Here is a 21,089-nt window from a genome sequence, read left to right as displayed (position 1 = left end):
TCATGACCAAAAGCAAACAACATTATCTTGTCGCAGTTGACGGCAGTGAGTGGGGCAACCGCGCTGCCGACCACGCCATAACGCAAGCCAAGCTTACCGGGGCCGATGTTTGCCTTATCACGGTTATTCCTTGGTCAGGCTACCAGCCGCTTAACATGGAAGATATCGCTGTGCGGCCACTTGAAAAACAGGAAGAGGAACGTGTTGCGCGTGAAGAGATCCTTGCTCCAATCGTTGAGCGGCACAAAGAAAGTGGCGTTACAATCTCTGGTGAGTTTTACTGGGGTCATCCGGTTAAGGTCATCCGTGAACAGGTGAAAAAACAGAAGATTCATCAACTGTTTATCGGTCGGCGCGGCCGTTCTCGCGTGGCGGATCTTATTTTGGGGAGCGTGGCGAACTCGCTGGCGCACTCACTTGGTGTGCCGATCGTTCTGGTGCCTTAAAGGCATCCGCTTTACCGCTGGCCTTGGCGCGTGCCGCAATAGTGCGCGCCATGGTCTCAAATAGCTTGGGAGCATCCAGCGGCTTACTGTGATAACCATCCATCCCGGCTTCAAGGAATATCTCCCGATCACCGTCCAGCGCATGTGCGGTAAGGGCAATAATGGGAGTCAGGCCAGGCTTGCCTACAAGCGAGCGAATAAGTGCCGTGGCCTCAAGACCATCCATCACCGGCATGGAAATATCCATCAGCACGATATCAAATGGACCGTCCACCTGCATGGCGCGTACCGCCTCCTGTCCGTTCGCGACAATCAAAGCCTCATGGCCCCGGCTCTCCAGCAATTTTTCAATCAGCGTCTGGTTAACGGGATGATCTTCTGCAACCAGAACCCGCCAAGGGCCATTTTGATGCAGGCTTGGCGCTGGTTCAGCTTTCTCTATCGCGAGACCTGTGCGTTCATCCGCAACCTCAACGGGCAGTGTCACGGTAAAAATGCTGCCTTTGCCAACCGCACTTTCGACCCGAATATTACCGCCGAACAAGTCTATAAGTCCCTGACAGATAAAAAGCCCCAGGCCGGTTTTGTTAAAAAGGCGGGTCACGCCCGATGCATCGACGCGAAGCTTCTCAAACAGGCCATTGAGCCGTCCTGCCGGTATACCAACACCGGTATCCGACACTTCAAACTCAAGGTCACCTTTACTTTCATCGCCGGAATATTTCACCGTAAGCGACACCACACCCTGATCGGTGAATTTGAATGCATTTGACAACAGGTTGACCAAAATCTGCCGCAGCTTAACAGCATCACTACGGACGAAGGTGGGCAAATCAGGGTCAAGGTTCACCACCGCCTTCACGCCCTTATAAGACCCGGAAGACGCAAAAAGGTTCATCCCTTCCTGCATAAGCCGAGGTAGGTTGAATGATTCTTTCTCAAGCGAAAGCTGGCCAGCCTCAAGTTGAGACAGGTCTGTCATTTCGTTGACAAAATCCAACAGCGACTGGCCGGAGCGCACCAGCAATTCAACATATTTCTGCTGTTCGTGGTTAAGTTTGGTCCCGCTCAACAGTTCCGCAATACCCAGCACGCCATTTACAGGAGTCCTGATCTGATGACCGACCGTCGCGAGAAACTCAAGCCTTGCACCATCTTGCACGTGTTGCGGACTTTCCGCGTCGTGCAACGGCGCCGGCACTGGGGCCAAACGCTCACTGGGCACGCTAAACTGAATCAGACATAAGGGGTCCGCGCGGTCTTCTGTTACAGGTTTAAGGGAGTGAATGTTCCGGCGAGTTTTTAGCGGCTGAATCAGAATATTCATCGAACCAAGTTCGGATATACTGTCTCTGTCCGATGCGGGTAGGCGGACCGACATGCCGTCATTAAGCGCAGCGTTAATCTTTTCCAACAGTGCGGAATTTTCAAGCGAAGGCAAAACATCCAGCAGGGTACGGCAGCAAGCCACTTCGCTTTCGGTGCCGGTAACCTGCACCATCCAGCGGTTCCAGAGGCGAATATCGTAGTGGGGTCCAACAACAACAAAACCAATATTGGCGGTATTGATAATCTCTTGCAGCACTGCGGTCTCCTTTACTCTTGACCTGACGCCAGTCAGCAATCAAAAGCACAGCGCACTTGCGCCGGTTAAACATACGTGCCCCACCCCAAGTGAACTACCGCCTGCCCACAGAAACGACAGCGACACCGGTATCAAAACCAGCGCGCCACTCCCGCGAAACGACCCCCGTCGTGCGATACTGTCTTCATCTCTCAAAGGCATTTTGATCATGTTACAACTTTAATGCAACTAAAATGCCCGCACACCGTGCTAAATACAATTATTACTGTAATAACCCTACCACAAAAAATCGGCTTGCCAAGCCCACCGTTATGATTTCCCAAACAAGAAAAATGCTTTACGTCATTTTTTCCCAAATTGATACAGATGTATCACTTGATACCAGACTGGGCAGCCTGCCGCGCAACTTGACTTGAATTAGGCCGCTCACCCGGTATCATTTGGGCGCAGGTACGGATGTTCAAGAGTAACCTACTAGCAGAAAAGGGCTTTTTTATGGAAACACGTTTCATTGTGCTATTGGCTGCCATACATGGGCTAATAGCCACCGGTGCTTCCGCGCTGGGTTCGCATTTTCTGGCGCGCTACCTGGTCGCCGGGGGTGCCGGGCTTTTTTCCCAGGCCGCGACGTATCAATTTTTCCACGCCCTCGCTATGCTGGGCACTGCTTTTGTCGCTTACCGGGTGGATGATGGCATGCCTGGCCGGGCTGCGTTTGCCTTCTTTTTTGGGGCTTTGCTTTTCTCCGGCAGCCTATATATTCGCGCTCTGATGGGGCCCGGCAGCCTTGGTCCGTTCCACTGGCTGACACCAATCGGCGGTCTGTGCCTGATGGCGGGATGGGTCATGCTGGCGCTCGCTGCGCTCAAAATCAAAGAACGCTGAATCTCGCTATTTGGCTGGAAGTCGCATAACGACTGCCAGCCCCCCCATGCGGGCTTCCTCAAGGTATGCATGGCCGCCGTATAGTTCGACGATGTCACGCACAATGGCAAGGCCCAACCCGGTTCCCGGTACATGTTCATCAAGGCGCTTACCTCGCTCGAACAAAGTTTCCCGTTCTTTTGCCGGCACGCCGGGCCCATCATCCTCAACGCGGATATCCATATAAGCGCGGCGCAAGCCTTCTTCTGCCCGCGTGGCGCTAATCATCACCTTTGATGATGCCCACTTGCCAGCGTTATCGACAATATTGCCAAGGATCTCGTCAAAATCTTCCTTTTCGCCGTCAAACTTCAGCGCATCATCGCAAACGACAGTGACCTCAAGCGCTTTGTCTCTGTTCAGACGCTCGATAGCACGCCCAATCTTCTCAACCCGTTCCCGGATAGGCAGGCCGGGGCCGGTGCCGCCGCCGGCGATCCGCGCCCGTTTCAGGTGATGATCCACATGATCGCGAATATTTTTTGCCTGCAGCGCGATTGCCTGACCCTTCTTGCTGGTGTCACCGTCAACCTCGTTCATGATAACACTCAGAGGTGTTTTCAGGGCATGCGCCAGGTTGCCCACGTGCGTGCGGGCACGCTCAACCAGCTTTTCATTCTGGTCGACAAGGGCGTTGATCTCCTGCGCCAGCGGCCACAGGTCTTCCGGCCAGTCGCCGTCAATACGTTCCTTGTGGCCATTTCGGACCTCGGTCAGGCTGCGCCTCAGATTCCTGAGCGGCCTGAGACCGTAAGCAACCTGAATGACAAGCGCGAGCGACACTGTCAGCATGATAAAGGCAAGAGCGCCCATCAGCAGCCAGTTAAAGTGCGCGATTGCTTCCCGCACCTCGGCCGTATCTGTCGCCACCTGATAGCGAAAAATTCGGTCAGCTTCGGGCAGGATGATATCACGCTCCGCCACCCTGAGGCCCTGCCCGTCAGGCCCCGCCACCTCAGACAGCCTGAGAGAGAAAGCGCGATTGGTAAGATCGGGGACCAGCTCGAAATCCCACAGGCTGCGGGAGCGAAAAGCCTGTCTGCCTTCCTCCGAAATTTGCCAGTACCAGCCCGAATAAGGCGCGGCAAAACGCTGATCCAGAAGCGGTTGATTAAAGCGAAGGACACCTTCCGGCGAAATTTCGCTGACACCGACCATGGTATCGATCATCATTTCCAGCTTGCGATCTATGTCGGTCAGCACATAAGTGCGAAAGGCAAAAGACAGCAACATACCGCCCACCGCCAGCGCCGCCGCCGACCACAGGACAGCTGATAGAAGAAGCCGCCCGGTCAACGAGCGAAAAAAACGGCCTGTGGCCTCAATCACGCCTTGTCCTCTTGCCACTCCAGCCGGTAACCAAGACCGCGCACCGTTGCGATCACTGGCACACCTAACTTTTTACGGATACGATTAACGAACACCTCAATGGTGTTGCTGTCGCGGTCAAAATCCTGATCATAGATGTGTTCCGTAAGTTCGGTACGAGAGATAACCTTGCCTTCATGATGCATCAGGTACGACAGCAGTTTGAATTCCTGCGCTGTCAGCTTGATGGCACGGCCATCCACGCTCACGCGGCCGTTGCGAGTATCCAGCAGCACCGGACCACAGGAAAACTGCGGGCTTGACTGCCCGGCCGAGCGCCGGATCAGCGCCCTAAGCCGCGCCAGAAGCTCCTCCATGATAAAAGGTTTGGTCAGATAATCATCCGCCCCTGCATCAAGACCTTCTACCTTGTCGGTCCAGCCGTCCCGCGCCGTGAGGATAAGCACGGGCATTTCCTTGCCGTCACCGCGCCACCGTTTAAGGATGCTGGCGCCATCCATGACGGGCAGGCCAAGGTCAAGGATTACCGCATCATAAGGCTCGGTGTCGCCAAGAAAATGGCCGTCTTCACCGTCTTCGGCATGGTCCACCGAATACCCGGTATCGATAAGGCTTTGCTTCATCTGCTCAGCAAGCGCCGCATCATCTTCGACAATAAGAACCCGCATAAAAGTCTCCTCGCATCAATTGGGCCTTTACCTTGGCCAGCTTTTTATCTGGTCCTGACAATCTCGCCCGTTCGCGCATTCACAGTGGCCATCAACACCCGGCCATCTTTTCGCCGCACGCGCAAATCATACTGCCATCCGCGATTGGTGCGCCTGATCTGCTGTCCGACAACCACGCCGTCCAGCTTGGATTCCACGATGCGCTTTATTTTTGAATAGGGCATCACGTCGCCACGCTTGATAGCATCGAGAACATCGTCCTGTTCATCCATGGCGTGAACAGAGGGCGAGAATATGGCAAGGGCTGCGCCGGGAGCATGCGAGCCACCGGTCAGCGAAAATGTGATAAGCAACAGTACAATACAAGTTAATCTGGTCATAAGTTATACTCTTAGTGTCGGAGGCGTGAACGCATGATGAACCGTTTTTGACCCTGATCAAGGACGAAAAACGGACATCTGTTACTATAGTATTCACAAGCTCTATCAATAGGGCCGAAACCAGACGGAGGCAAATTTGATGAAATCCATTCTGCTCCCCCTCACACACACGATTGAGGCGGCAACGATCACACGCATCGCCAGTGAACTTGCTCTCCAGGGTCAGGGCTCCCTGACCGGTCTTTTTATTCGGCCCGACCCGCGCATGGCCATTCCGTTCATGGGCGAAGGCCTGACCGCAGAGATGATCCAGCACCTATGCGATACGGCAGAGACAGAAGGCAAGGCCAATGCTGCCAAAGCGGAGACTGCTTTTCGCGAGGCAGTGAACCGTCAGGGCCTCAAACTGCTGGACACTGGTGAACGGGCAGAGGGTGGCCGCGCACGCTGGCGTGTTGTCACCGGACAGATAAACGACCACGCAGGCCGGTCCGCCCGCACGTCCGACCTTACCGTCTGCCTTCAACCAGATGGCGACGCACCAGATAGTGACGACATATTCCATGACCTGATCTTCCGTTCGGGGCGTTCGGTCTTGATGGTTCCCGGATCTTACACAGGGTCCGTTGGCCGCCACGTCATGATCGCCTGGAATGGCCGGGCCGAAGGTGCCCGCGCCGTAGGTGGTGCGATCCCGCTACTGCTGGGTGCTGAAAAAGTCACAATCGTCCAGATCGGAGACATTGACCCTGTCCGGCCCGATTTTGAAGACCTGGAGGATTATCTGGAAGAATACGGCATCACCGCAACCACCCGTAATGACACAGACAAGGGTGAAAGCATTGGCAATCAGTTGCTGGAGACCGCAACCAAAATTGATGCCGATTGCATCGTTCTGGGCGCTTACTCCCACTCGCGCTGGCGCGAAATGGTTTTGGGCGGCGCGACACGGCACATTGTCAGCAAAAGCAAGCTGCCCATCTTCATGAGCCATTAGGATAAAATAAGCTGGCCCTCCCCACCATAGCACGCCGAGGAACTGTTTCCCGCTTGATTAGCGCGGCCCCAACAAGGTAAGAGTGAGGGAACTCAAGCCGCCGGGAGCCTGCAGTGCGGACCAAACTGAAAATTCTGCATGTTTTTCCAAGCTTTGAGATAGGCGGTGCCCAGCGTCGCCTGGTCAGCCTTATCAATAGTAGCGATGAGCGTTTCCAGCATTCGGTATATGCCATGAACGGGTGTTATGACGCTCTTGACCTTCTGTCAGGCTCGGCTGTGTCGGGGCATGCGCTGCCCCCTTTTCCGAAGGTCAGCGGCTTTGCAGCCATGCGTGCTTGCGCCCGTCTGCTGGATGAATTCCAGCCGGACCTGCTTGTTACCTGCAACTGGGGCACGGTGGAGTGGAACCTCTCGGGCTTTCTGGGTCAACGCTGCCCGGTCATTCATATTCAGGATGGCTTCGGTCCCGATGAGCAAGCGCAGGAAAAGCTCCATCGCCGCCTGACGCGGTCGCTGGCCTACCGCCGGGCCGATGCCGTTGTTGTTCCGTCGCACACGCTGGCCGCGATCGCCCGCAAGAACTGGGGCATCAGTGAAACCCGACTGAACCACATTCCCAACGGCATCGACGTCGCCCGGTTCAGCGGCCCCGCAGATGCTGGGCTGTTGGCGAGCCTTGCTCTCGGCCCTGAACACACCATAATTGGGACCGTCGCTGCACTCAGGCCCGAGAAGAACGTCGGCCGCTTGATCGAAGCCTTCGCCCATGTGGCCGAGACACACAAACAGGCGCGTCTGGTCATTGTCGGTGACGGCATTGGCATGCGCCCACTCAAGATGCTGACGGAGCGCATCGGCCTTTATGACAAGGTCATTTTCACCGGCAACCTGGAGCGGCCCGAGGACATCCTGCCTGCCTTTGATATTTTTGCCCTTTCCTCCGATACCGAGCAGATGCCGCTATCCGTTATAGAAGCCATGGCATGCGGCCTGCCCATTGTCGCAACCGATGTCGGCGACGTAGCCCAAATGGTCAGCCGCCAGAACGCGCCTTACGTGCAGGATACCAGCGCGCCCAATTTGGCGAAAAACATCAACGCCCTGCTTGATGACCGTGCGACAGCCCGCCGTTTGGGCGCCGCCAACCGTGAAAAAGCCGCACGTGAATTCACCCTGAAAGGCATGGTGGAGCGATACGCTGCATTATTTTTGCAGTTGGCGGGCCGCTAGAACGAGACAAAGGGAAATTCCGGCAGCATGGACTGAACACTGCTGCGCACCCCTGCAAGCACAGGAGCCTCCAGAGAGCGGGCAATGTAGCCAAGCACGCGCGGCATATGCTTCAGGTAAAGATGTTTGTTGTCTCGTCGGCTCAGCCTGACAAATATACCCGCTATTTTGGCGTTGCGCTGCGCTCCCAGCACCTGCATATCCTGCATGAAGGCTTCGCGGTCCAGCGCGGGACGCTGGGCAAAATAACGGGCCAGCACAGCCGCGCGCACGTCCTCACGTACGTCACAGCGTGCGTCCTCCAAAAGCGAGATCATATCATACGCCGGAGAGCCAATCAGCGCATCCTGATAGTCAAGCAAAGCGCAGCCTGCGTTATCACCCTCACCGACAACCATCAGGTTGTCCACATGATAGTCCCGCAGCACAAGGACGCGCCGGTCTGCGGCGACCCCTTCAAGCGCTTCAGAAAAAGCGCCGAGGAAATCCTCCCGCTCCTGAAGGCTGATCGCCGCACCGCGCACTGTCGGCGCGAACCAGTCAACGAACAGTGCTGCTTCGCGCAGGAGATCAGGCAGCCCATAAGCGGGCAGATCAATCGCTGTCGCGCCCGTGGCCTCATGCAGGTGCACAAGCGTATCGGCCGCTGTCAGATAAAGATCGAGAGAACTGCGCCCCGCCGCCAGCAAACGGGTGAACGTGTCGTCCCCCAGATCCTCAATTAACGCAAAACCCCGCGTGCGGTCTTCGGCATGGACCTCGGCAACCCGCAGGCCAAGGCTGCGCAGGTGCGCCGTAACGTCCAGATAGGCATGGATGTTTTCATAGTTCGGCGGCGCGTCCATTAACATGCGGCCTTCACCGCCTAGCGAAAGGCGTTTGTAACTGCGGAACGATGCATCAGGGACAAGCGGCACAATGCTTGCCTGCCCCCAACCATGGGTTTCCATAAACTCATACTGTTCACTGATACGCGACGAAACTGCTGCCTCAGCCATAGAATACCAAACCCCGGAAGTTCATGGTTCTGCCAGCGGGCATCGGGAGTTGCCCCGACACCTCACTGTCACGCATTCTTCATATAGCAAGCAGCAGCCCGCAGGCAATCGGTCATGTATCGCTGCGGACAGGTATATAGGTCGCAAGCAGCAGCAGGGACATAACGGTGCTGACCCAGAACACCTTGTCCAGATACACGCTTTCGGTACCGCTCAGCAAATACAGCGCCACAAAACCGAACATGCTGGCAATGCCGACAAAGCGCGCCGGGTCCCGTGCCTTCTTCCGCCAGACTGCAGTCAGGCACAAGATGGCGATAATACCAAGAAAGACCGCCCTGTGCTGCATGAACAGGCTCAGTTCAGGTTGATCCACCAGCCCTCCGAGGCCGTAAAGCTCCTCCAGTCTCCGGGCTCCCATGACGCCTGTAAACGCCAGAAGATGAGCCACTCCCGTTAGCAAAAATGCCATTTTTTTATATGTTTCCCGCATGATGACCCCCTATTCTGCAGGCGCAGGGCTGGACCTATACCCCACAATCACCTCGCATCCCGGCATGGGCCTACGAGGCACGTTGAGCGCAAGGATCAGCGACACCGCCGCCATCATCGCGCCCGCGATAAACACATATGAAGGTGAAATTGGCCACAGAATCGCGCCAAATACAAACGGAATGACAACTGCGGCTATGTGATTGATTGAAAAACTGACGCTGGATGTCGCAGCGATGTCGCGGCCATCGGCGATTTTCTGCAGATAGCTCTTCTGCGCAATAGCAAAGGAGAAAAACAGGTGATCGACCACGTACAGCATCGCAGCCGCAAGAGGCGCCTCGGCATAGGCATAGCCGATAAATACGGCGATCAGGCCGATATACTCAAACACCAGCGCATTGCGTTCGCCAAAACGGGTGATAAAGCCGCCGAGCATGGGGGCGACAAAAGACGTTATGGCATGGTTGATGAGGTAAAGCGCCGCAACATCAGACGCGGCATAGCCGAATTTTGACACCAGCAAAAACCCGGCGAACACGACAAATATCTGCCGCCTCGCGCCGCCCATGAATGTCAGCGCGTAATAAAGCCAATAGCGTTTTCGCAAAATGATGGTCTTGTGCTGTATTTCGTGCCCTTCAATGCGCGGAAAAGCGAACCAGATATACAGCGCCATCGCCACTGTCACCCCACCGCCGATAGCATATAGCCACGCAAAATCAAGGCCGAGCAGCTCCAGCCCCAGCCATACAAAACCATAGGCCGCGATAGACGCCACCGACTTGGCGGACATTTGCCAGCCCAAGGCCCTTGGCGCAATCGCCTTTGGCAACCACTGCAATGACAGCGACATCTGGATCGTCTCGAAATAATGGAAGCCGACAGACATCAGCACCGTGGTGAAATAAAGCCCATATTCGCTGGGGAAATAACCCGTAAGTGCGACACCAAGCCCTAGCGTGGCAAGAGAAAGCACAGCGAAGACCTGCTCACGCAGGATCAGCAGCACAAAAATAGCTGTAAAAGCCAGAAAGCCGGGAACCTCGCGCAGGCTTTGCAGAATACCGATCTCGCGCCCGCCAAAGCCTGCGTAATCATGGGTGAAATTATTCAAAAGCGCCATCCAGATGGAAAAGCTGAACGGGGCCGCCGCGGCCATCAGCACGAGGCACATTTCAGGGGTGCGCCAACCCTGATTTACCGTTTTCTCGTTCTCACCCTGCACACCGCGTCCTTTCGCCATCCGCCGTCAAAAATCTACCCCCACTCCCGGCAAACGCCAAAACGAATAAAGCAGCCGGCACCAGGAAGAGCATGAAAATGTAAAATATTTTCGATCTTATGTAAAAAAAACATTACATTATGTAATACATATATTACATAAACAGTATGAGAGATACCAACCCACTAAAGCGAGGCAATGATGAGCAAAAATGAAAAAGTCGCCTGGATCATGGCGCTGACCTACGGTGTGATCGTCTATTATATGAGCCAACGTCTGGCTGACCATACCACCATTGAAGATGGCATCCTCACCACCGCGCCCGGTCTTCTGGGGTTTGCGATCAAGATCATCCTCGCCGCCAGTGCGGCAGAGATCATCTGCGAGCTGGTGCGTCACCCATGGCGCAAAGACCTGCGCGGTGAGGACGAGATCACCGAAGATGAGCGTGACCGTGCCTTTCGCCATCAGGCATCCTACTATAGCCTGATGGTGCTGACACCGCTGATTTTCGGCGTCACCGGCATATTGCTGTTCGGCAAAATCATCACCATTGACGCGGTGGACACCAGCCTGCTTTGGATTGGCGCGATTTATGTGGTCAATATCGCTTGGGCAGTACGCTACGTCACTGAGGTTGTGCTCTATCGCCGGAGATTTTAGGCATGGTCGCAACAAAAATCGAAAACCGCATTCGTTCGCTCAGGTTCATGTCGGATGAGATGACCCAACAGAAACTGGCAAAATGTGTGGTGGTGACCCGCCAGACCATTCTTGCCATCGAGGCCGGGCGTTATTCGCCGTCGCTGGAAGTGGCGTTCAAGATCGCGCGGGTGATCGGCCAAGGCGTGGACGATGTCTTCCTGTACCCCAAATAAAAAAGGCCGGGCGCATCCCCCGGCCTTTGACCTACGGCTCAAAGCGACACCTAACCGAAATTCGGCTCACGTTTCTGCATGAATGCCATAATGGCTTCCAGCACCTCTGGCGAGGTGAGTTGTTTACTAAAAAGCTTGCCTTCCTCGGCCATGCGCGCCGCCACCGCGTCATTGTCGCCGCGCATTAACTGCTTTGTCAGCATCAGCGAACGCGGTGCTTTTTTCGCCAGTGCGGCTGCGGCCTTCGTCGCCGTCGCCATCAGTTCATCTGCTTTCAGCACACGGGATACCAGTCCCATGGTGCAGGCTTCCTCGGCACCCACTTTTGTGCCCAGCATGAACATCTCTGCCGCCCGCGCATGACCAATCAAACGTGGCAACAACAGCGATGACCCTGCCTCCGGCACCAGCGCGAGGTCAACAAACGGGGCCTGCAACACAGCAGCCTCAGAGGCATACACAATATCGGCATGCAGCAGCATAGTCAGCCCCACCCCGACAGCGATGCCGTTTACAGCCATCACCAGTGGCTTTTTGGCCTGCAGCAGGCAGTGCAGGAACTGCGTGACCGGCGCGTCCGCGCCCAGAGGTGGGCTGTCGCGGAAATCGGCCAGGTCATTGCCTGAGGTGAAAGCGTCACCCGCCCCGGTGAACAGGATGGCACGCACGCCGTCGTCGTCCTCAGCCGCGCGCATAGCCTCAACAATGCAAGCATACATGGCGTGGGTCAGCGCGTTTTTCTTGTCCGGTCGGTTGAAGGTAATATGCAGTACCCGGTCGCGGATCTCGGTCTGGATATGGTCGGTCATATGTCTTTTCCTCTTCCCTGAAACTCGTCGTTTGTATCGCCTATGTCGTCTGTGTCATGAATGTCATGGGCACCAAAATGGTCGGCCCGGTCGATTATGGTCTCAAAGAAACGCGACATCAGCGCGCGTTCATCCCCCGTGAACCCCTCAAGCAACCTTTCATTGCTCTGGCGGATCACGCTTTTTGATTGTTCCGCCGTATCGCGGCCCGTAGGGCGCAGATATAGCTCATACGCCCTGCCGTCACTTGCGCTAGGCCGCCGCTCCACAAGGTCGTTTTTCTCCATTCGGTCCACAAGGCCGGAGGTTGCCGCATTCTTGAGCCCCAGCGCCACCGCCACCTGCCCCATGGTGGCGCCTTCGTGCTTGAGCAGATACAGCAGCACAGCATTCTGCGCCGCAGAAATACCGTAGCGTGTCATCAACACCCGGTCGGCCGCACGAAAAATCGCCTTATAGCTGAGGTGCAGCAGATGAAAGACCCTTGGCTCCATCGGCATAATGCCCCTCCTTTCATTTATTTCGCATATAAACTATTTACTTCGTACCCGAAATATATGCCCTTGACAATATTTTTGTCTGCCAGTCTTGCGCGCCAGTGAGACACGGCTTATTTAATTATTAACAACCAGCAAGGAGCATCCTGCCGATGAACAAAGCCGCTTAAGACCCCGGACCTCGACCCTCCCTCACGAATGGGTCCCCCCTATACCTTCCGAGACAAAGGCTTTGTTATGCAGAATACCCAACCCTCATCCGCGCCCGGTGCAGATACCCGTTTCCCGCTTGAACACACCGACCGGGTTGTGTTCCTCAAATCCGTGGTCAATGGTGCCAACGTCAGCATTGGCGACTATAGCTATTATGACGACCCTGACCATGCGACCGAGTTTCAGGCGCGCAATATACTTTATCATTATGACCATGTGGGCGACCGGCTTGAGATCGGCCGCTTTTGCGCGCTGGCAACCGGCACCACCTTTATCATGAACGGGGCCAATCACCGCATGGACGGCCCGTCCACCTTCCCCTTCCCCATCTTTGGTGGCGGTTGGGGGAACCATATGGACCTGCTCGCGGGCCTGCCGTCACGCGGCGACACCATCGTCGGCCATGATGTCTGGTTCGGCTTCCGCACGTTGATCATGCCGGGGGTAAACATCGGCCACGGCGCCATCATTGCATCCGGCAGCGTGGTCACCGAAGATGTGCCGCCCTATGCAATAGTAGGCGGCAACCCGGCAAAGCTGATCAAGATGCGGTTTGATGAAAATACCACCGCGCAATTGCTGGAGACCGCATGGTGGGATTGGCCCCTTGACCGCATCACCGCCAATATCCGCGCGCTGATGAGCGGTGACGTGGACGCCCTCACGCCCTAGGGCAGAAAAATTCAAGGGCGGCTTCCACAAATCCGCCCATTTGCCTATGCTATAAACTCGCACAATATACCGGAGGCCAGGCCCGCATATGGATGTTCTGTTATTCGCCCTGAGCGGCATCGCCGTTCTTAGCATCCTTCTGGTGCCGCTGTCCTCCAAGGTACAGGCGCCTATCCTGCTCATGTTTCTCGGCTTCGGCATGGTGCTGGGCGAAGACGGCCCTGGCAGCATCGACTTCAGCGACTTCAGTATGGCCTATTCCATTGGCTCGTTGTGCCTGGCCATTATCCTTCTCTCAGGTGGTTTTGATACCAAGCTGAAGGACATGAAGGCTGCGGGCTTGCCTGCCATCTCCCTTTCTACGCTGGGGGTTGTGTTCACCGCGCTTGTTGTCGGCTTGGCCTATCATCTTATTCTGAATGCACCGCTGGCGGAGGGCATGCTTCTGGGGGCTGTGGTTGGCTCGACCGATGCCGCAGCCACATTTATGATGTTGACCCACAGCAAACTGCGGCTCAGGCCCCGGCTCAAGGAAACCCTGTTCATCGAATCCGGCCTCAACGATCCGATCGCCATTTTCCTCACCCTCACATTTGTCGCCATTGTCGACAGCGGCGCGACACTTGAGTTGGGTACGCTTTTCAGCGCGATGCCGAACTTCATTCAGCAAATGGGCATCGGCACAGCGGGTGGGATTGCCGTCGGCTATCTGGCGAGCGCAGTCAACCGGCGCATCACCCTGCCGACAGGCCTTAACTCACCTTTTTTTCTTATGTGCGGTCTGTTCACATATTCCGCTACTGCGCTGGCCGGCGGATCAGGCTTTCTGGCGGCTTATCTGTTTGGTGTGACGGTCGCTAACGTGGGCGGCGCAGGCGCACGGGCACAAGCAAGCAAGGACCGCACCGCTCACTTCCATGAAGGTTTTGCGTGGCTCGCACAGATCGCCATGTTTGTCATGCTTGGGCTTCTTGTCTCGCCAAGTGAACTGCATGTCATGTTGCTGCCTGGCATATTGCTGGCCGTTGTGCTGATATTCCTGGCACGTCCGCTGGCGGTTTTCCTGTGCCTTGCCCCCTTTGCCTTCACCAACCGGGAAAAACTTTATATCGGCTGGGTAGGCTTGCGCGGCGCGGTGCCAATTTTTCTGTCGATCATTCCGGTGATCAGCGATGGGCCGCTGACACCGCATTTTTTCAACCTTGTATTCATCATGGTGGTGGCGTCTTTGATGGTGCAGGGATGGTCCATCGGCACCGCAGGCCGTTTGTTTGGTGTCGCCCTTGATCAGGATCAGGGCACCAACACAGCAGCAAAAAGCTAGAGGCGTTCCAGATTAGCGGCAATAACACGACCACGCTGGCCTTCTTCAATATCAAATGAGAGCGGCTCGTCTTCCCGCAGCGGGCCCAGCCCAGCCGCTTTCACCGCCGAGATATGCACAAAGATATCATCGCCACCATTGTCCGGCGCAATGAAACCATACCCCTTATCCGCATTGAACCATTTAACCTTACCGGTGGCCACCTTCGTCCTCATTGTATTGTGTCAGGCAATTCCCCTCAGCACGGTTCCTGCCTGCCATGGTACCGCATGAAGGTTTCGTCCCGAATACAGGAAGTTGTCCCTCTTTCACAAGACTTTCGTAGGCTTTGCGCGTTCTTGCAACAATTTCCGTGCTGGTCTGGCTGCTGAAAACCATATTGGGCTCCGCGTCAAAAGCCCATAGGTATGGCACAACAGTACCGGGCTCAATATCACCGCTACGTCCGTGGGCTTCCACGTTCGATGCCGTGGTTAGCAATAGGTCGATCCGGCCATATTTCAATTGTTTGAAACCAAGCTGGATATCAAAAAGCGATTGAAGGTGCGGAAATTTATGGTCCTGAAGGTAGGCGATCATCGCGCTACTCTGGCTTGTGGCAACGCGGTATTTTTTTGCGTCCTCAAGGCTGCGAAGCGGCGCACCGGCCATGCCTTTTCTGCCGAAAAAATACACGGGGTCCGTTTCGATCACCTGCCCGACAAATTGGAACAGCTTTTCCCGTTCAGGCGTTTTGATCATGGCATATATCAGCAGGTTTTCCCGCTCCTGTACCATGCGCATAGCGCGCGACCAAGGTAGAACCTGTATATTGTAATCCAGCCCGGCACGGTCAAGGACCAGACGCACGACATCCGTCGCACGCCCCTTGATCAACCCGTCTTCTTCATAGCTGTAAGGGTACCAGGACTCTGACACCACCTGAATGTGAGGTACAACCGTGTGGGCCACAGCCGGGCCCGCCTGAGCACCTGTAGGCGCCTGACGCGGCCCACCTCTGCTTGGCTCAGCCCAACCAGGTTCGGTGGCGAACGACACGGTAAAAATGGCGATCAGCGCGATAAGAAAACCACGCACCACCGCCTGCTTCGCCACTATGGGCTGCATAAGATATACTCCGGTCCCCACCGTGAACAACGGTTCCGCAGCCGACTATAAGACCATGTTTTTAAAATGCAATTACAATTCTATACAAAAATTAACCATAATTGTGGCAAGAAAACTTCAAATGAACGCTGCAGAAAATGCACGCTTTGCGGTATCATCCCAGAGCCAACAACACTGATGGGGGGAGATAACCATGTCACAGTTCGACCGTGCACTTGTACTTTCAGGCGGCAACGTTAAAGGCGCCTATCAGGCAGGTGCTGTCAAAGCGCTTCTGAACCACACCTTTCCGGACGGCTCGAAATTTGAGCCCAACGCCATTTACGGGGTTTCTGTCGGGTCGATGAACGGCGGCTTTCTGGCTGACCGTGCCGGACGCGCGGCCAAAGCCGGCAAGGCGCCCGACTGGGGCCAGATCGGCGAAGAGCTCGAGGCCTTCTGGCGTGACAATATCACCAGCTTTGCCTCGATCGGCAAAAAACGCGGCACCGTGGACCTCGTGGCCGATATCCTTTTCGGCAACTTTGATGGCCTGACCACCATGGACGGCGCCGCCAGCCTCGCACGCGCCAATATCAGCCCCGATAACCTGCGCGCCAGCCCGGCGCACTACGCCTGCGGTGTGACCAATATGGCAACGGGCGATTATTTTGACGCCGATGTCGGCACCTTCGGTGATGACATTCTGGACTATGTTGTCGCCTCCACGCGCGAGCCTGTCTCCATGCCGCTGATGTGGGTAAACGACATGCCGCTCGCCGACGGCGGGATCCGCAGCATCGCCCCGCTCAAGCCCGCGATCAAACGCGGTGCCAAACAGATGGCCATTATCGCCATGAAGCCCGAACAGATGACGCCGGACTATGCCAAGAAAAATTTCAAGAATATCCTCAAGCTTCTCAAGCGCACCATCGGCACGCTGACCTCCGAGATCATGAACAATGACCTCGACGAAGTAAAAAAGGTCAACCGCGCCTGCCAGCACGGCGGCAACCCGATGCTGACACAGGGCAAACATATCGTGGAATTTGTCGAGATCCGGCCGGGCGAACGCCTTGCCATCGACGTGACGAATTTCAATACTGCCGACATCGCCAACCTGATCAAGCTTGGCGAAGCCGAGGCTAAAACAGCATTGGCGGCTGGCTGGCAAACCGGGGCCGATTAGGGTATACTACCTACATGGTCGCGGGGCCGAGCACGCAGCTTTTTTGCCCCGCGCCGGCCCGTATAGGGCCTGCATTTACGGTGCGCAGTTCCTGCGCACTTCATGCACAGATTCGGCCCAAAAATGCATTTTTACTGCACAGTTATTGCACACATTGTGCAGGCGTTTCAGCCCTTTACCTCTTTTAAAAATTCAATATAGTGAACATTGAATGTTTGAAGGAACGCCAGATGGCACGCAATTCACCGCCCGATGTTGGCCAGAAAATCAAAGCACTGCGGGCTGAACGCAAGCTCACCCTGGATGGCCTTGCCAAAGCCTCAGGCGTCTCCAAGTCGATGCTGTCACAGATCGAACGCGGGCTGACCAACCCGACGCTTGCAACAATCTGGAGCCTGACGCAAAGCCTCGGTATTGATATATCCACGCTTCTGGGCGAACCGGATGACAGCGCTGCAAACGCGCCTGCATTCGACATTGTCAAATCCTATCAAACGCCTGAAATCCAGAGCGCAGACGGCAAGTGCACGCTTCGCATTCTGGGGCCGATCGACCTTGTCTCCCGCACCGAATGGTATGATATGCGCCTGGAAGGCGGGGGCCAGCTGAACTCGGACGGGCATGGCAGCGGCACGGTAGAGCATCTGACGGTGCTGGAAGGCATCTTGTGGGTCAAAAACGGCGACAGCAGGAAACAGCTTGAGGCGGGCGACACCGCGCGTTACGAAGCCGATGTTCCGCATGTTATCGAGAACCGCAGCGACGCCCCGGCCCGCGCACTGATGATGGTCATCACGCCCTGAAGGCACAGTATCACGGACAAAACCAGCGTATAGAACACTATATCGAATATTCTGTATGCTATATTGAATTATACACTGGAAATCGGCTTGAAATTTGATATGTTCCCGCACAAATAAGCACGCAGAGGAAGGATACCCCCTATGAGCGACCGGTACAAAAATTATCTTCAACAAGAGCTTTCAGACGTGAGGGATGCGGGCCTTTATAAAAGCGAGCGCGTGATTACCACACCGCAATCCGCCGCCGTTCACGTGGCAGGCGCTGGGGACACGGACTATGTAAACTTCTGCGCAAATAACTACTTGGGCCTTTCAAACGACCATATTCTTGTCGATACAGCCAAGGCTGCGCTCGACCGCTACGGCTACGGTATGTCGTCTGTGCGTTTTATTTGCGGCACGCAGGATGTGCATAAGGAACTGGAAGCCAAACTGGCAAAATTCCTCAAAACCGAGGACGTCATCCTGTACCCAAGCTGCTTTGACGCCAATGCCGGGCTCTTTGAAACCCTGCTGGGGCCTGAGGATGCCATTATTTCCGACGCGCTCAACCACGCCAGCATTATTGACGGCGTAAGGCTTTGTAAAGCCAAGCGTTTTCGCTATGCCAACAATGACATGGCCGAACTGGAACAATGCCTGAAGGACGCGCAGGACGCCCGTTTCCGCCTGATCGCCACTGACGGCGTATTCTCGATGGACGGCATCCTCGCCAACCTGCCAGCCATTTGTGACCTCGCGGAAAAATACGATGCCATGGTCATGGTAGATGATAGCCATGCCGTTGGTTTTATTGGTGAAAATGGCGCGGGTACGCCTGAGCACTTTGGCGTACAGGACCGCGTGCATATCATCACCGGCACACTTGGCAAGGCGCTGGGCGGTGCATCCGGCGGCTATACCGCCGCGAGCGCAGAGATCGTCGACTGGCTGCGCCAACGCTCGCGCCCGTACCTGTTCTCCAACACCCTCGCGCCGGTTATTGCCGCCACCTCCATCAAGGTTCTGGAACTTCTGGAAGCGGGCTCGGACCTCAGGGACCGCGTCCACGCCAACGCGCGCCAGTTCCGTGAAGGCATGGAGACACAAGGCTTTACCCTTGCTGGTGCCGGCCACCCCATCGTGCCCGTCATGCTGGGGGACGCTAAAGTCGCCGCCCAGATGGCGGAAAAATTACTTGGCGAAGGCATATTCGTGATTGGCTTCTCCTTCCCTGTAGTACCTAAAGGGCAGGCTCGTATCCGCACGCAGATGTCTGCGGCGCACACACCCCAGCAAATCGACCGCGCTGTTGAGGCCTTCGGCCGCATCGGGCGCGAACTCGGCGTGATCAAATAGTCCGCCAATCAAGGATCAAGAGCCATGAAAGCACTTGTAAAAGCAAAAGCAGAAACCGGCATCTGGATGGAAGACATCCCCATGCCGGAAGTGGGCCACAATGATGTGCTGGTACGGGTAAAAAAAACCGCGATCTGCGGGACCGATGTTCACATTTACAACTGGGATAAATGGGCCCAGGACACCATCCCCGTCCCCATGCATGTGGGCCATGAATTTGCCGGCGAAATTGTTGAATTAGGCAGCGAAGTCAAAGGCTTGACTGTTGGTCAGCGCGTGTCTGCTGAAGGCCATATTACCTGTGGCCATTGCCGCAACTGCCGCGCGGGTCAACGCCACCTGTGCCGCAACACCGAAGGTATCGGCGTCAACCGCGCGGGTGCGTTCGCGGAATATATCTCGGTGCCTGCGGTCAACATCTGCCCGCTGCCGGACGGTGTCTCGGATGAGCTTGGCGCGATCCTTGACCCGCTTGGCAATGCCACGCATACCGCGCTCAGCTTTGATCTCGTCGGTGAAGATGTACTGATTACCGGCGCAGGGCCCATCGGCATTATGGCGGTTGCCATTGCCCGCCGTGTCGGTGCGCGCAACGTGGTGATTACCGACGTGAACGAGTTCCGGCTTGATCTCGCCCGCCAGATGGGCGCGACCCGAGCGGTGAATGTTACCCGCGACACCTTGCGCGACACCATGGCTGAACTTGATATGCATGAGGGGTTTGATGTCGGGCTTGAAATGTCCGGCGTGCCACAAGCGTTTGGCAATATGCTTGAGACGATTAACCACGGCGGCAAGGTTGCCCTGCTCGGCCTGCTGCCCGAAGGCACCGGCATCAACTGGAACCACGTTATATTCAAGGGCTTGCAGGTCCACGGCATCTATGGCCGCCGCATGTTCGAGACCTGGTACAAGATGATCGCCATGCTGGAAAGCGGGCTGGATATGAGCCCTATCCTGACCCACCGTTTTGACGCGGACGACTTCCAGAAGGGCTTTGACGTCATGCGGTCAGGACAAAGCGGCAAGGTTATCCTCGACTGGGCCGCCTAAAGCGGCCCACATGGCCCTCATGAAAGAACGGCGGTCAGTTGCCAAAGTGGCTGGCCGCTTTTTTTATACTTGGCCTCAAACGGGGTGATCGGTTCTTTGGCGTCAAAAGCCTGCACGCGTGCGGTATGCCCCGCCAGCTTGAGCGCAAGGGCAAACTCCTCCAGATAAAGCCGCCAGTTGGAGCGCAGCTCAAGCCTGCCACCCAGCCAGATAATATCGGGGAACACCGGCGCCCCGTGCCAGCGGCGCTTGAGGTGCTCTGCCTTGGGCCATGGGTTGGGGTAGAGAATATAATGACGCTCGGGTCGCCAGCCAGCGTTGGCCGCAAGGCGAAAAAAGTCATTCAGGTCGGCGCGGACAAGCCGCAGGTTTTCGGGGTTGGCTTCTTCGCGTTCGCGCCCGAGCCGCGCGCCTGACTTGTCAACCCCCACGATCCAGTGAGAGGGATAGGCCCGGGCCAACACCCGCGAGCTGTCGCCAACCCCGCAGCAGGAGTCAAGAATCAAGGGGCGTGCGCTGGATGTCATTGCTTCCGAAACCACATCAAACGCGGCCTGCGTATGCTTACTGACAGGCTTCCGGAAAACTGAATTCAGGTGCCGCAGAGCGGTTTTTTCCAAGTTCGGATGCACGCCATCCTGGTTGCTCAGGATCTGTTTTGAGTTCGCGTCCAATTATTTTTTCCCACCATTATCGCAGCATTATCCAACTTCGGGTTGCTCTTACAATAGCTATACCCAACCCGATAACATAAATAACATGCCCACAAGCCTTTGAAAATAATGGAAGAAAATACCAATCCACAACCACTATTCGCAGATATGATTTAAGTTGTATTTTAGCGGATAAATAAAAAATTTTACCATATTTTTGCTAAAAAATAGACTTTAATACCTTGTTAACGAGCACAGACCATTAAATTGCATCACATATTTCACGATTCTTCTTGAA

24 protein-coding genes are annotated in these 21,089 nt (G+C 55.6%); 12 read left to right on the top strand and 12 right to left on the bottom strand.

Annotated elements, in window-relative coordinates; all coding sequences use genetic code 11:
• The first annotated feature begins 2 nt into the window (after positions 1-2).
• Positions 3-446: a universal stress protein gene (locus ACN0VM_RS15525; protein WP_417451816.1), complete on the top strand. Its 444-nt coding sequence runs from the start codon at positions 3-5 to the stop codon at positions 444-446.
• On the opposite strand, the gene ACN0VM_RS15520 is transcribed toward ACN0VM_RS15525, so the two are convergent.
• Entirely contained in the window at positions 379-2,031 is a 1,653-nt protein-coding gene (locus tag ACN0VM_RS15520) for an ATP-binding protein (RefSeq protein WP_417451815.1), read from the bottom strand. The genes ACN0VM_RS15525 and ACN0VM_RS15520 overlap by 68 nt on opposite strands.
• Before the next feature lie 495 nt (positions 2,032-2,526).
• Between ACN0VM_RS15520 and ACN0VM_RS15515 the strand changes: the two genes are divergently transcribed.
• A complete protein-coding gene (locus ACN0VM_RS15515) occupies positions 2,527-2,916 on the top strand; it encodes a DUF423 domain-containing protein (RefSeq protein WP_417451814.1) in 390 nt (129 codons plus the stop codon).
• Positions 2,917-2,922: 6 nt separating this feature from the next.
• Here ACN0VM_RS15515 and ACN0VM_RS15510 read toward each other — a convergent pair whose 3' ends face one another.
• Genes ACN0VM_RS15510 through ACN0VM_RS15500 form a run of 3 tightly spaced genes read right to left on the bottom strand, consistent with a single transcriptional unit; the run spans position 2,923 to position 5,332 of the window.
• Positions 2,923-4,284 (bottom strand): ATP-binding protein, encoded by a 1,362-nt coding sequence (locus ACN0VM_RS15510; protein ID WP_417451813.1) that lies wholly within the window; start codon positions 4,282-4,284, stop codon positions 2,923-2,925.
• Positions 4,281-4,952 carry a response regulator transcription factor gene (locus ACN0VM_RS15505; protein ID WP_417451812.1) on the bottom strand — a complete coding sequence of 224 codons (672 nt, stop codon included), beginning with the start codon at positions 4,950-4,952 and terminating at the stop codon, positions 4,281-4,283. The genes ACN0VM_RS15510 and ACN0VM_RS15505 overlap by 4 nt, the downstream gene beginning before the upstream one ends.
• A 44-nt stretch (positions 4,953-4,996) precedes the next feature.
• Positions 4,997-5,332, bottom strand: a complete 336-nt coding sequence (locus ACN0VM_RS15500) for a PepSY domain-containing protein (protein WP_417451811.1) — start codon at positions 5,330-5,332, stop codon at positions 4,997-4,999.
• A 139-nt stretch (positions 5,333-5,471) separates the two neighbouring features.
• Here ACN0VM_RS15500 and ACN0VM_RS15495 point away from each other — a divergent pair, with 139 nt between their 5' ends.
• Positions 5,472-6,329: a universal stress protein gene (locus ACN0VM_RS15495; protein ID WP_417451810.1), complete on the top strand. Its 858-nt coding sequence runs from the start codon at positions 5,472-5,474 to the stop codon at positions 6,327-6,329.
• Between the two features lie 113 nt (positions 6,330-6,442).
• Entirely contained in the window at positions 6,443-7,561 is a 1,119-nt protein-coding gene (locus ACN0VM_RS15490) for a glycosyltransferase (protein WP_417451809.1), read from the top strand.
• Here ACN0VM_RS15490 and ACN0VM_RS15485 read toward each other — a convergent pair.
• The 3 genes from ACN0VM_RS15485 to ACN0VM_RS15475 form a co-directional block, all read right to left on the bottom strand.
• Positions 7,558-8,559 (bottom strand): aminoglycoside phosphotransferase family protein, encoded by a 1,002-nt coding sequence (locus tag ACN0VM_RS15485; RefSeq protein ID WP_417451808.1) that lies wholly within the window; start codon positions 8,557-8,559, stop codon positions 7,558-7,560. The genes ACN0VM_RS15490 and ACN0VM_RS15485 overlap by 4 nt on opposite strands.
• Before the next feature lie 112 nt (positions 8,560-8,671).
• Positions 8,672-9,052 carry a hypothetical protein gene (locus ACN0VM_RS15480; RefSeq protein WP_417451807.1) on the bottom strand — a complete coding sequence of 127 codons (381 nt, stop codon included), beginning with the start codon at positions 9,050-9,052 and terminating at the stop codon, positions 8,672-8,674.
• 9 nt (positions 9,053-9,061) lie between these two features.
• The gene (locus tag ACN0VM_RS15475) at positions 9,062-10,297 is read right to left on the bottom strand and encodes an MFS transporter (protein ID WP_417451806.1); all 1,236 of its coding nucleotides are present in this window, start codon (positions 10,295-10,297) and stop codon (positions 9,062-9,064) included.
• Positions 10,298-10,474: 177 nt separating this feature from the next.
• Between ACN0VM_RS15475 and ACN0VM_RS15470 the strand changes: the two genes are divergently transcribed.
• Entirely contained in the window at positions 10,475-10,939 is a 465-nt protein-coding gene (locus tag ACN0VM_RS15470; protein WP_417451805.1) for a hypothetical protein, read from the top strand.
• 2 nt (positions 10,940-10,941) lie between these two features.
• Positions 10,942-11,154: a helix-turn-helix transcriptional regulator gene (locus tag ACN0VM_RS15465; RefSeq protein ID WP_417451804.1), complete on the top strand. Its 213-nt coding sequence runs from the start codon at positions 10,942-10,944 to the stop codon at positions 11,152-11,154.
• A gap of 50 nt (positions 11,155-11,204) precedes the next feature.
• Here the strand turns inward: ACN0VM_RS15465 and ACN0VM_RS15460 are convergent, their stop codons facing one another.
• Entirely contained in the window at positions 11,205-11,963 is a 759-nt protein-coding gene (locus ACN0VM_RS15460; protein WP_417451803.1) for an enoyl-CoA hydratase, read from the bottom strand.
• Positions 11,960-12,463 carry a MarR family winged helix-turn-helix transcriptional regulator gene (locus ACN0VM_RS15455; protein WP_417451802.1) on the bottom strand — a complete coding sequence of 168 codons (504 nt, stop codon included), beginning with the start codon at positions 12,461-12,463 and terminating at the stop codon, positions 11,960-11,962. Before ACN0VM_RS15455 ends, ACN0VM_RS15460 begins: the two co-directional genes overlap by 4 nt.
• A gap of 234 nt (positions 12,464-12,697) precedes the next feature.
• Here ACN0VM_RS15455 and ACN0VM_RS15450 point away from each other — a divergent pair, with 234 nt between their 5' ends.
• A complete protein-coding gene (locus tag ACN0VM_RS15450) occupies positions 12,698-13,345 on the top strand; it encodes a CatB-related O-acetyltransferase (protein WP_417451801.1) in 648 nt (215 codons plus the stop codon).
• A gap of 88 nt (positions 13,346-13,433) precedes the next feature.
• Positions 13,434-14,669, top strand: coding sequence for a potassium/proton antiporter (locus ACN0VM_RS15445; RefSeq protein WP_417451800.1), 1,236 nt, complete (start codon positions 13,434-13,436; stop codon positions 14,667-14,669).
• Here the strand turns inward: ACN0VM_RS15445 and ACN0VM_RS15440 are convergent.
• Both ACN0VM_RS15440 and ACN0VM_RS15435 read right to left on the bottom strand, forming a co-directional pair.
• Positions 14,666-14,872, bottom strand: a complete 207-nt coding sequence (locus ACN0VM_RS15440; protein ID WP_417451799.1) for a cold-shock protein — start codon at positions 14,870-14,872, stop codon at positions 14,666-14,668. The genes ACN0VM_RS15445 and ACN0VM_RS15440 overlap by 4 nt on opposite strands.
• The gene (locus ACN0VM_RS15435) at positions 14,859-15,776 is read right to left on the bottom strand and encodes a substrate-binding periplasmic protein (RefSeq protein WP_417451798.1); all 918 of its coding nucleotides are present in this window, start codon (positions 15,774-15,776) and stop codon (positions 14,859-14,861) included. The genes ACN0VM_RS15440 and ACN0VM_RS15435 overlap by 14 nt, the downstream gene beginning before the upstream one ends.
• A gap of 193 nt (positions 15,777-15,969) precedes the next feature.
• On the opposite strand from ACN0VM_RS15435, the gene ACN0VM_RS15430 reads away from it, so the two are divergent.
• The 4 genes from ACN0VM_RS15430 to tdh all read left to right on the top strand — a co-directional run bounded on the left by ACN0VM_RS15430 (position 15,970) and on the right by tdh (position 20,138).
• The gene (locus ACN0VM_RS15430) at positions 15,970-16,944 is read left to right on the top strand and encodes a patatin-like phospholipase family protein (RefSeq protein ID WP_417451797.1); all 975 of its coding nucleotides are present in this window, start codon (positions 15,970-15,972) and stop codon (positions 16,942-16,944) included.
• A gap of 230 nt (positions 16,945-17,174) precedes the next feature.
• Positions 17,175-17,747 (top strand): helix-turn-helix domain-containing protein, encoded by a 573-nt coding sequence (locus tag ACN0VM_RS15425; protein ID WP_417451796.1) that lies wholly within the window; start codon positions 17,175-17,177, stop codon positions 17,745-17,747.
• Between the two features lie 141 nt (positions 17,748-17,888).
• Positions 17,889-19,085: a glycine C-acetyltransferase gene (locus ACN0VM_RS15420; protein WP_417451795.1), complete on the top strand. Its 1,197-nt coding sequence runs from the start codon at positions 17,889-17,891 to the stop codon at positions 19,083-19,085.
• Positions 19,086-19,109: 24 nt separating this feature from the next.
• On the top strand, positions 19,110-20,138 hold the full coding sequence (gene tdh, locus ACN0VM_RS15415) for an L-threonine 3-dehydrogenase (RefSeq protein WP_417451794.1): 1,029 nt from the start codon (positions 19,110-19,112) through the stop codon (positions 20,136-20,138).
• A 17-nt stretch (positions 20,139-20,155) separates the two neighbouring features.
• Here tdh and trmB read toward each other — a convergent pair whose 3' ends face one another.
• Positions 20,156-20,812, bottom strand: coding sequence for a tRNA (guanine(46)-N(7))-methyltransferase TrmB (gene trmB / locus ACN0VM_RS15410; protein ID WP_417451793.1), 657 nt, complete (start codon positions 20,810-20,812; stop codon positions 20,156-20,158).
• Positions 20,813-21,089 lie beyond the last annotated feature (277 nt).

It is taken from the genome of Kordiimonas sp., from assembly GCF_048260245.1.
Classification (GTDB): Bacteria; Pseudomonadota; Alphaproteobacteria; order Sphingomonadales; family Kordiimonadaceae; genus Kordiimonas.
This window is presented reverse-complemented; position numbering and strand designations above follow the sequence as displayed.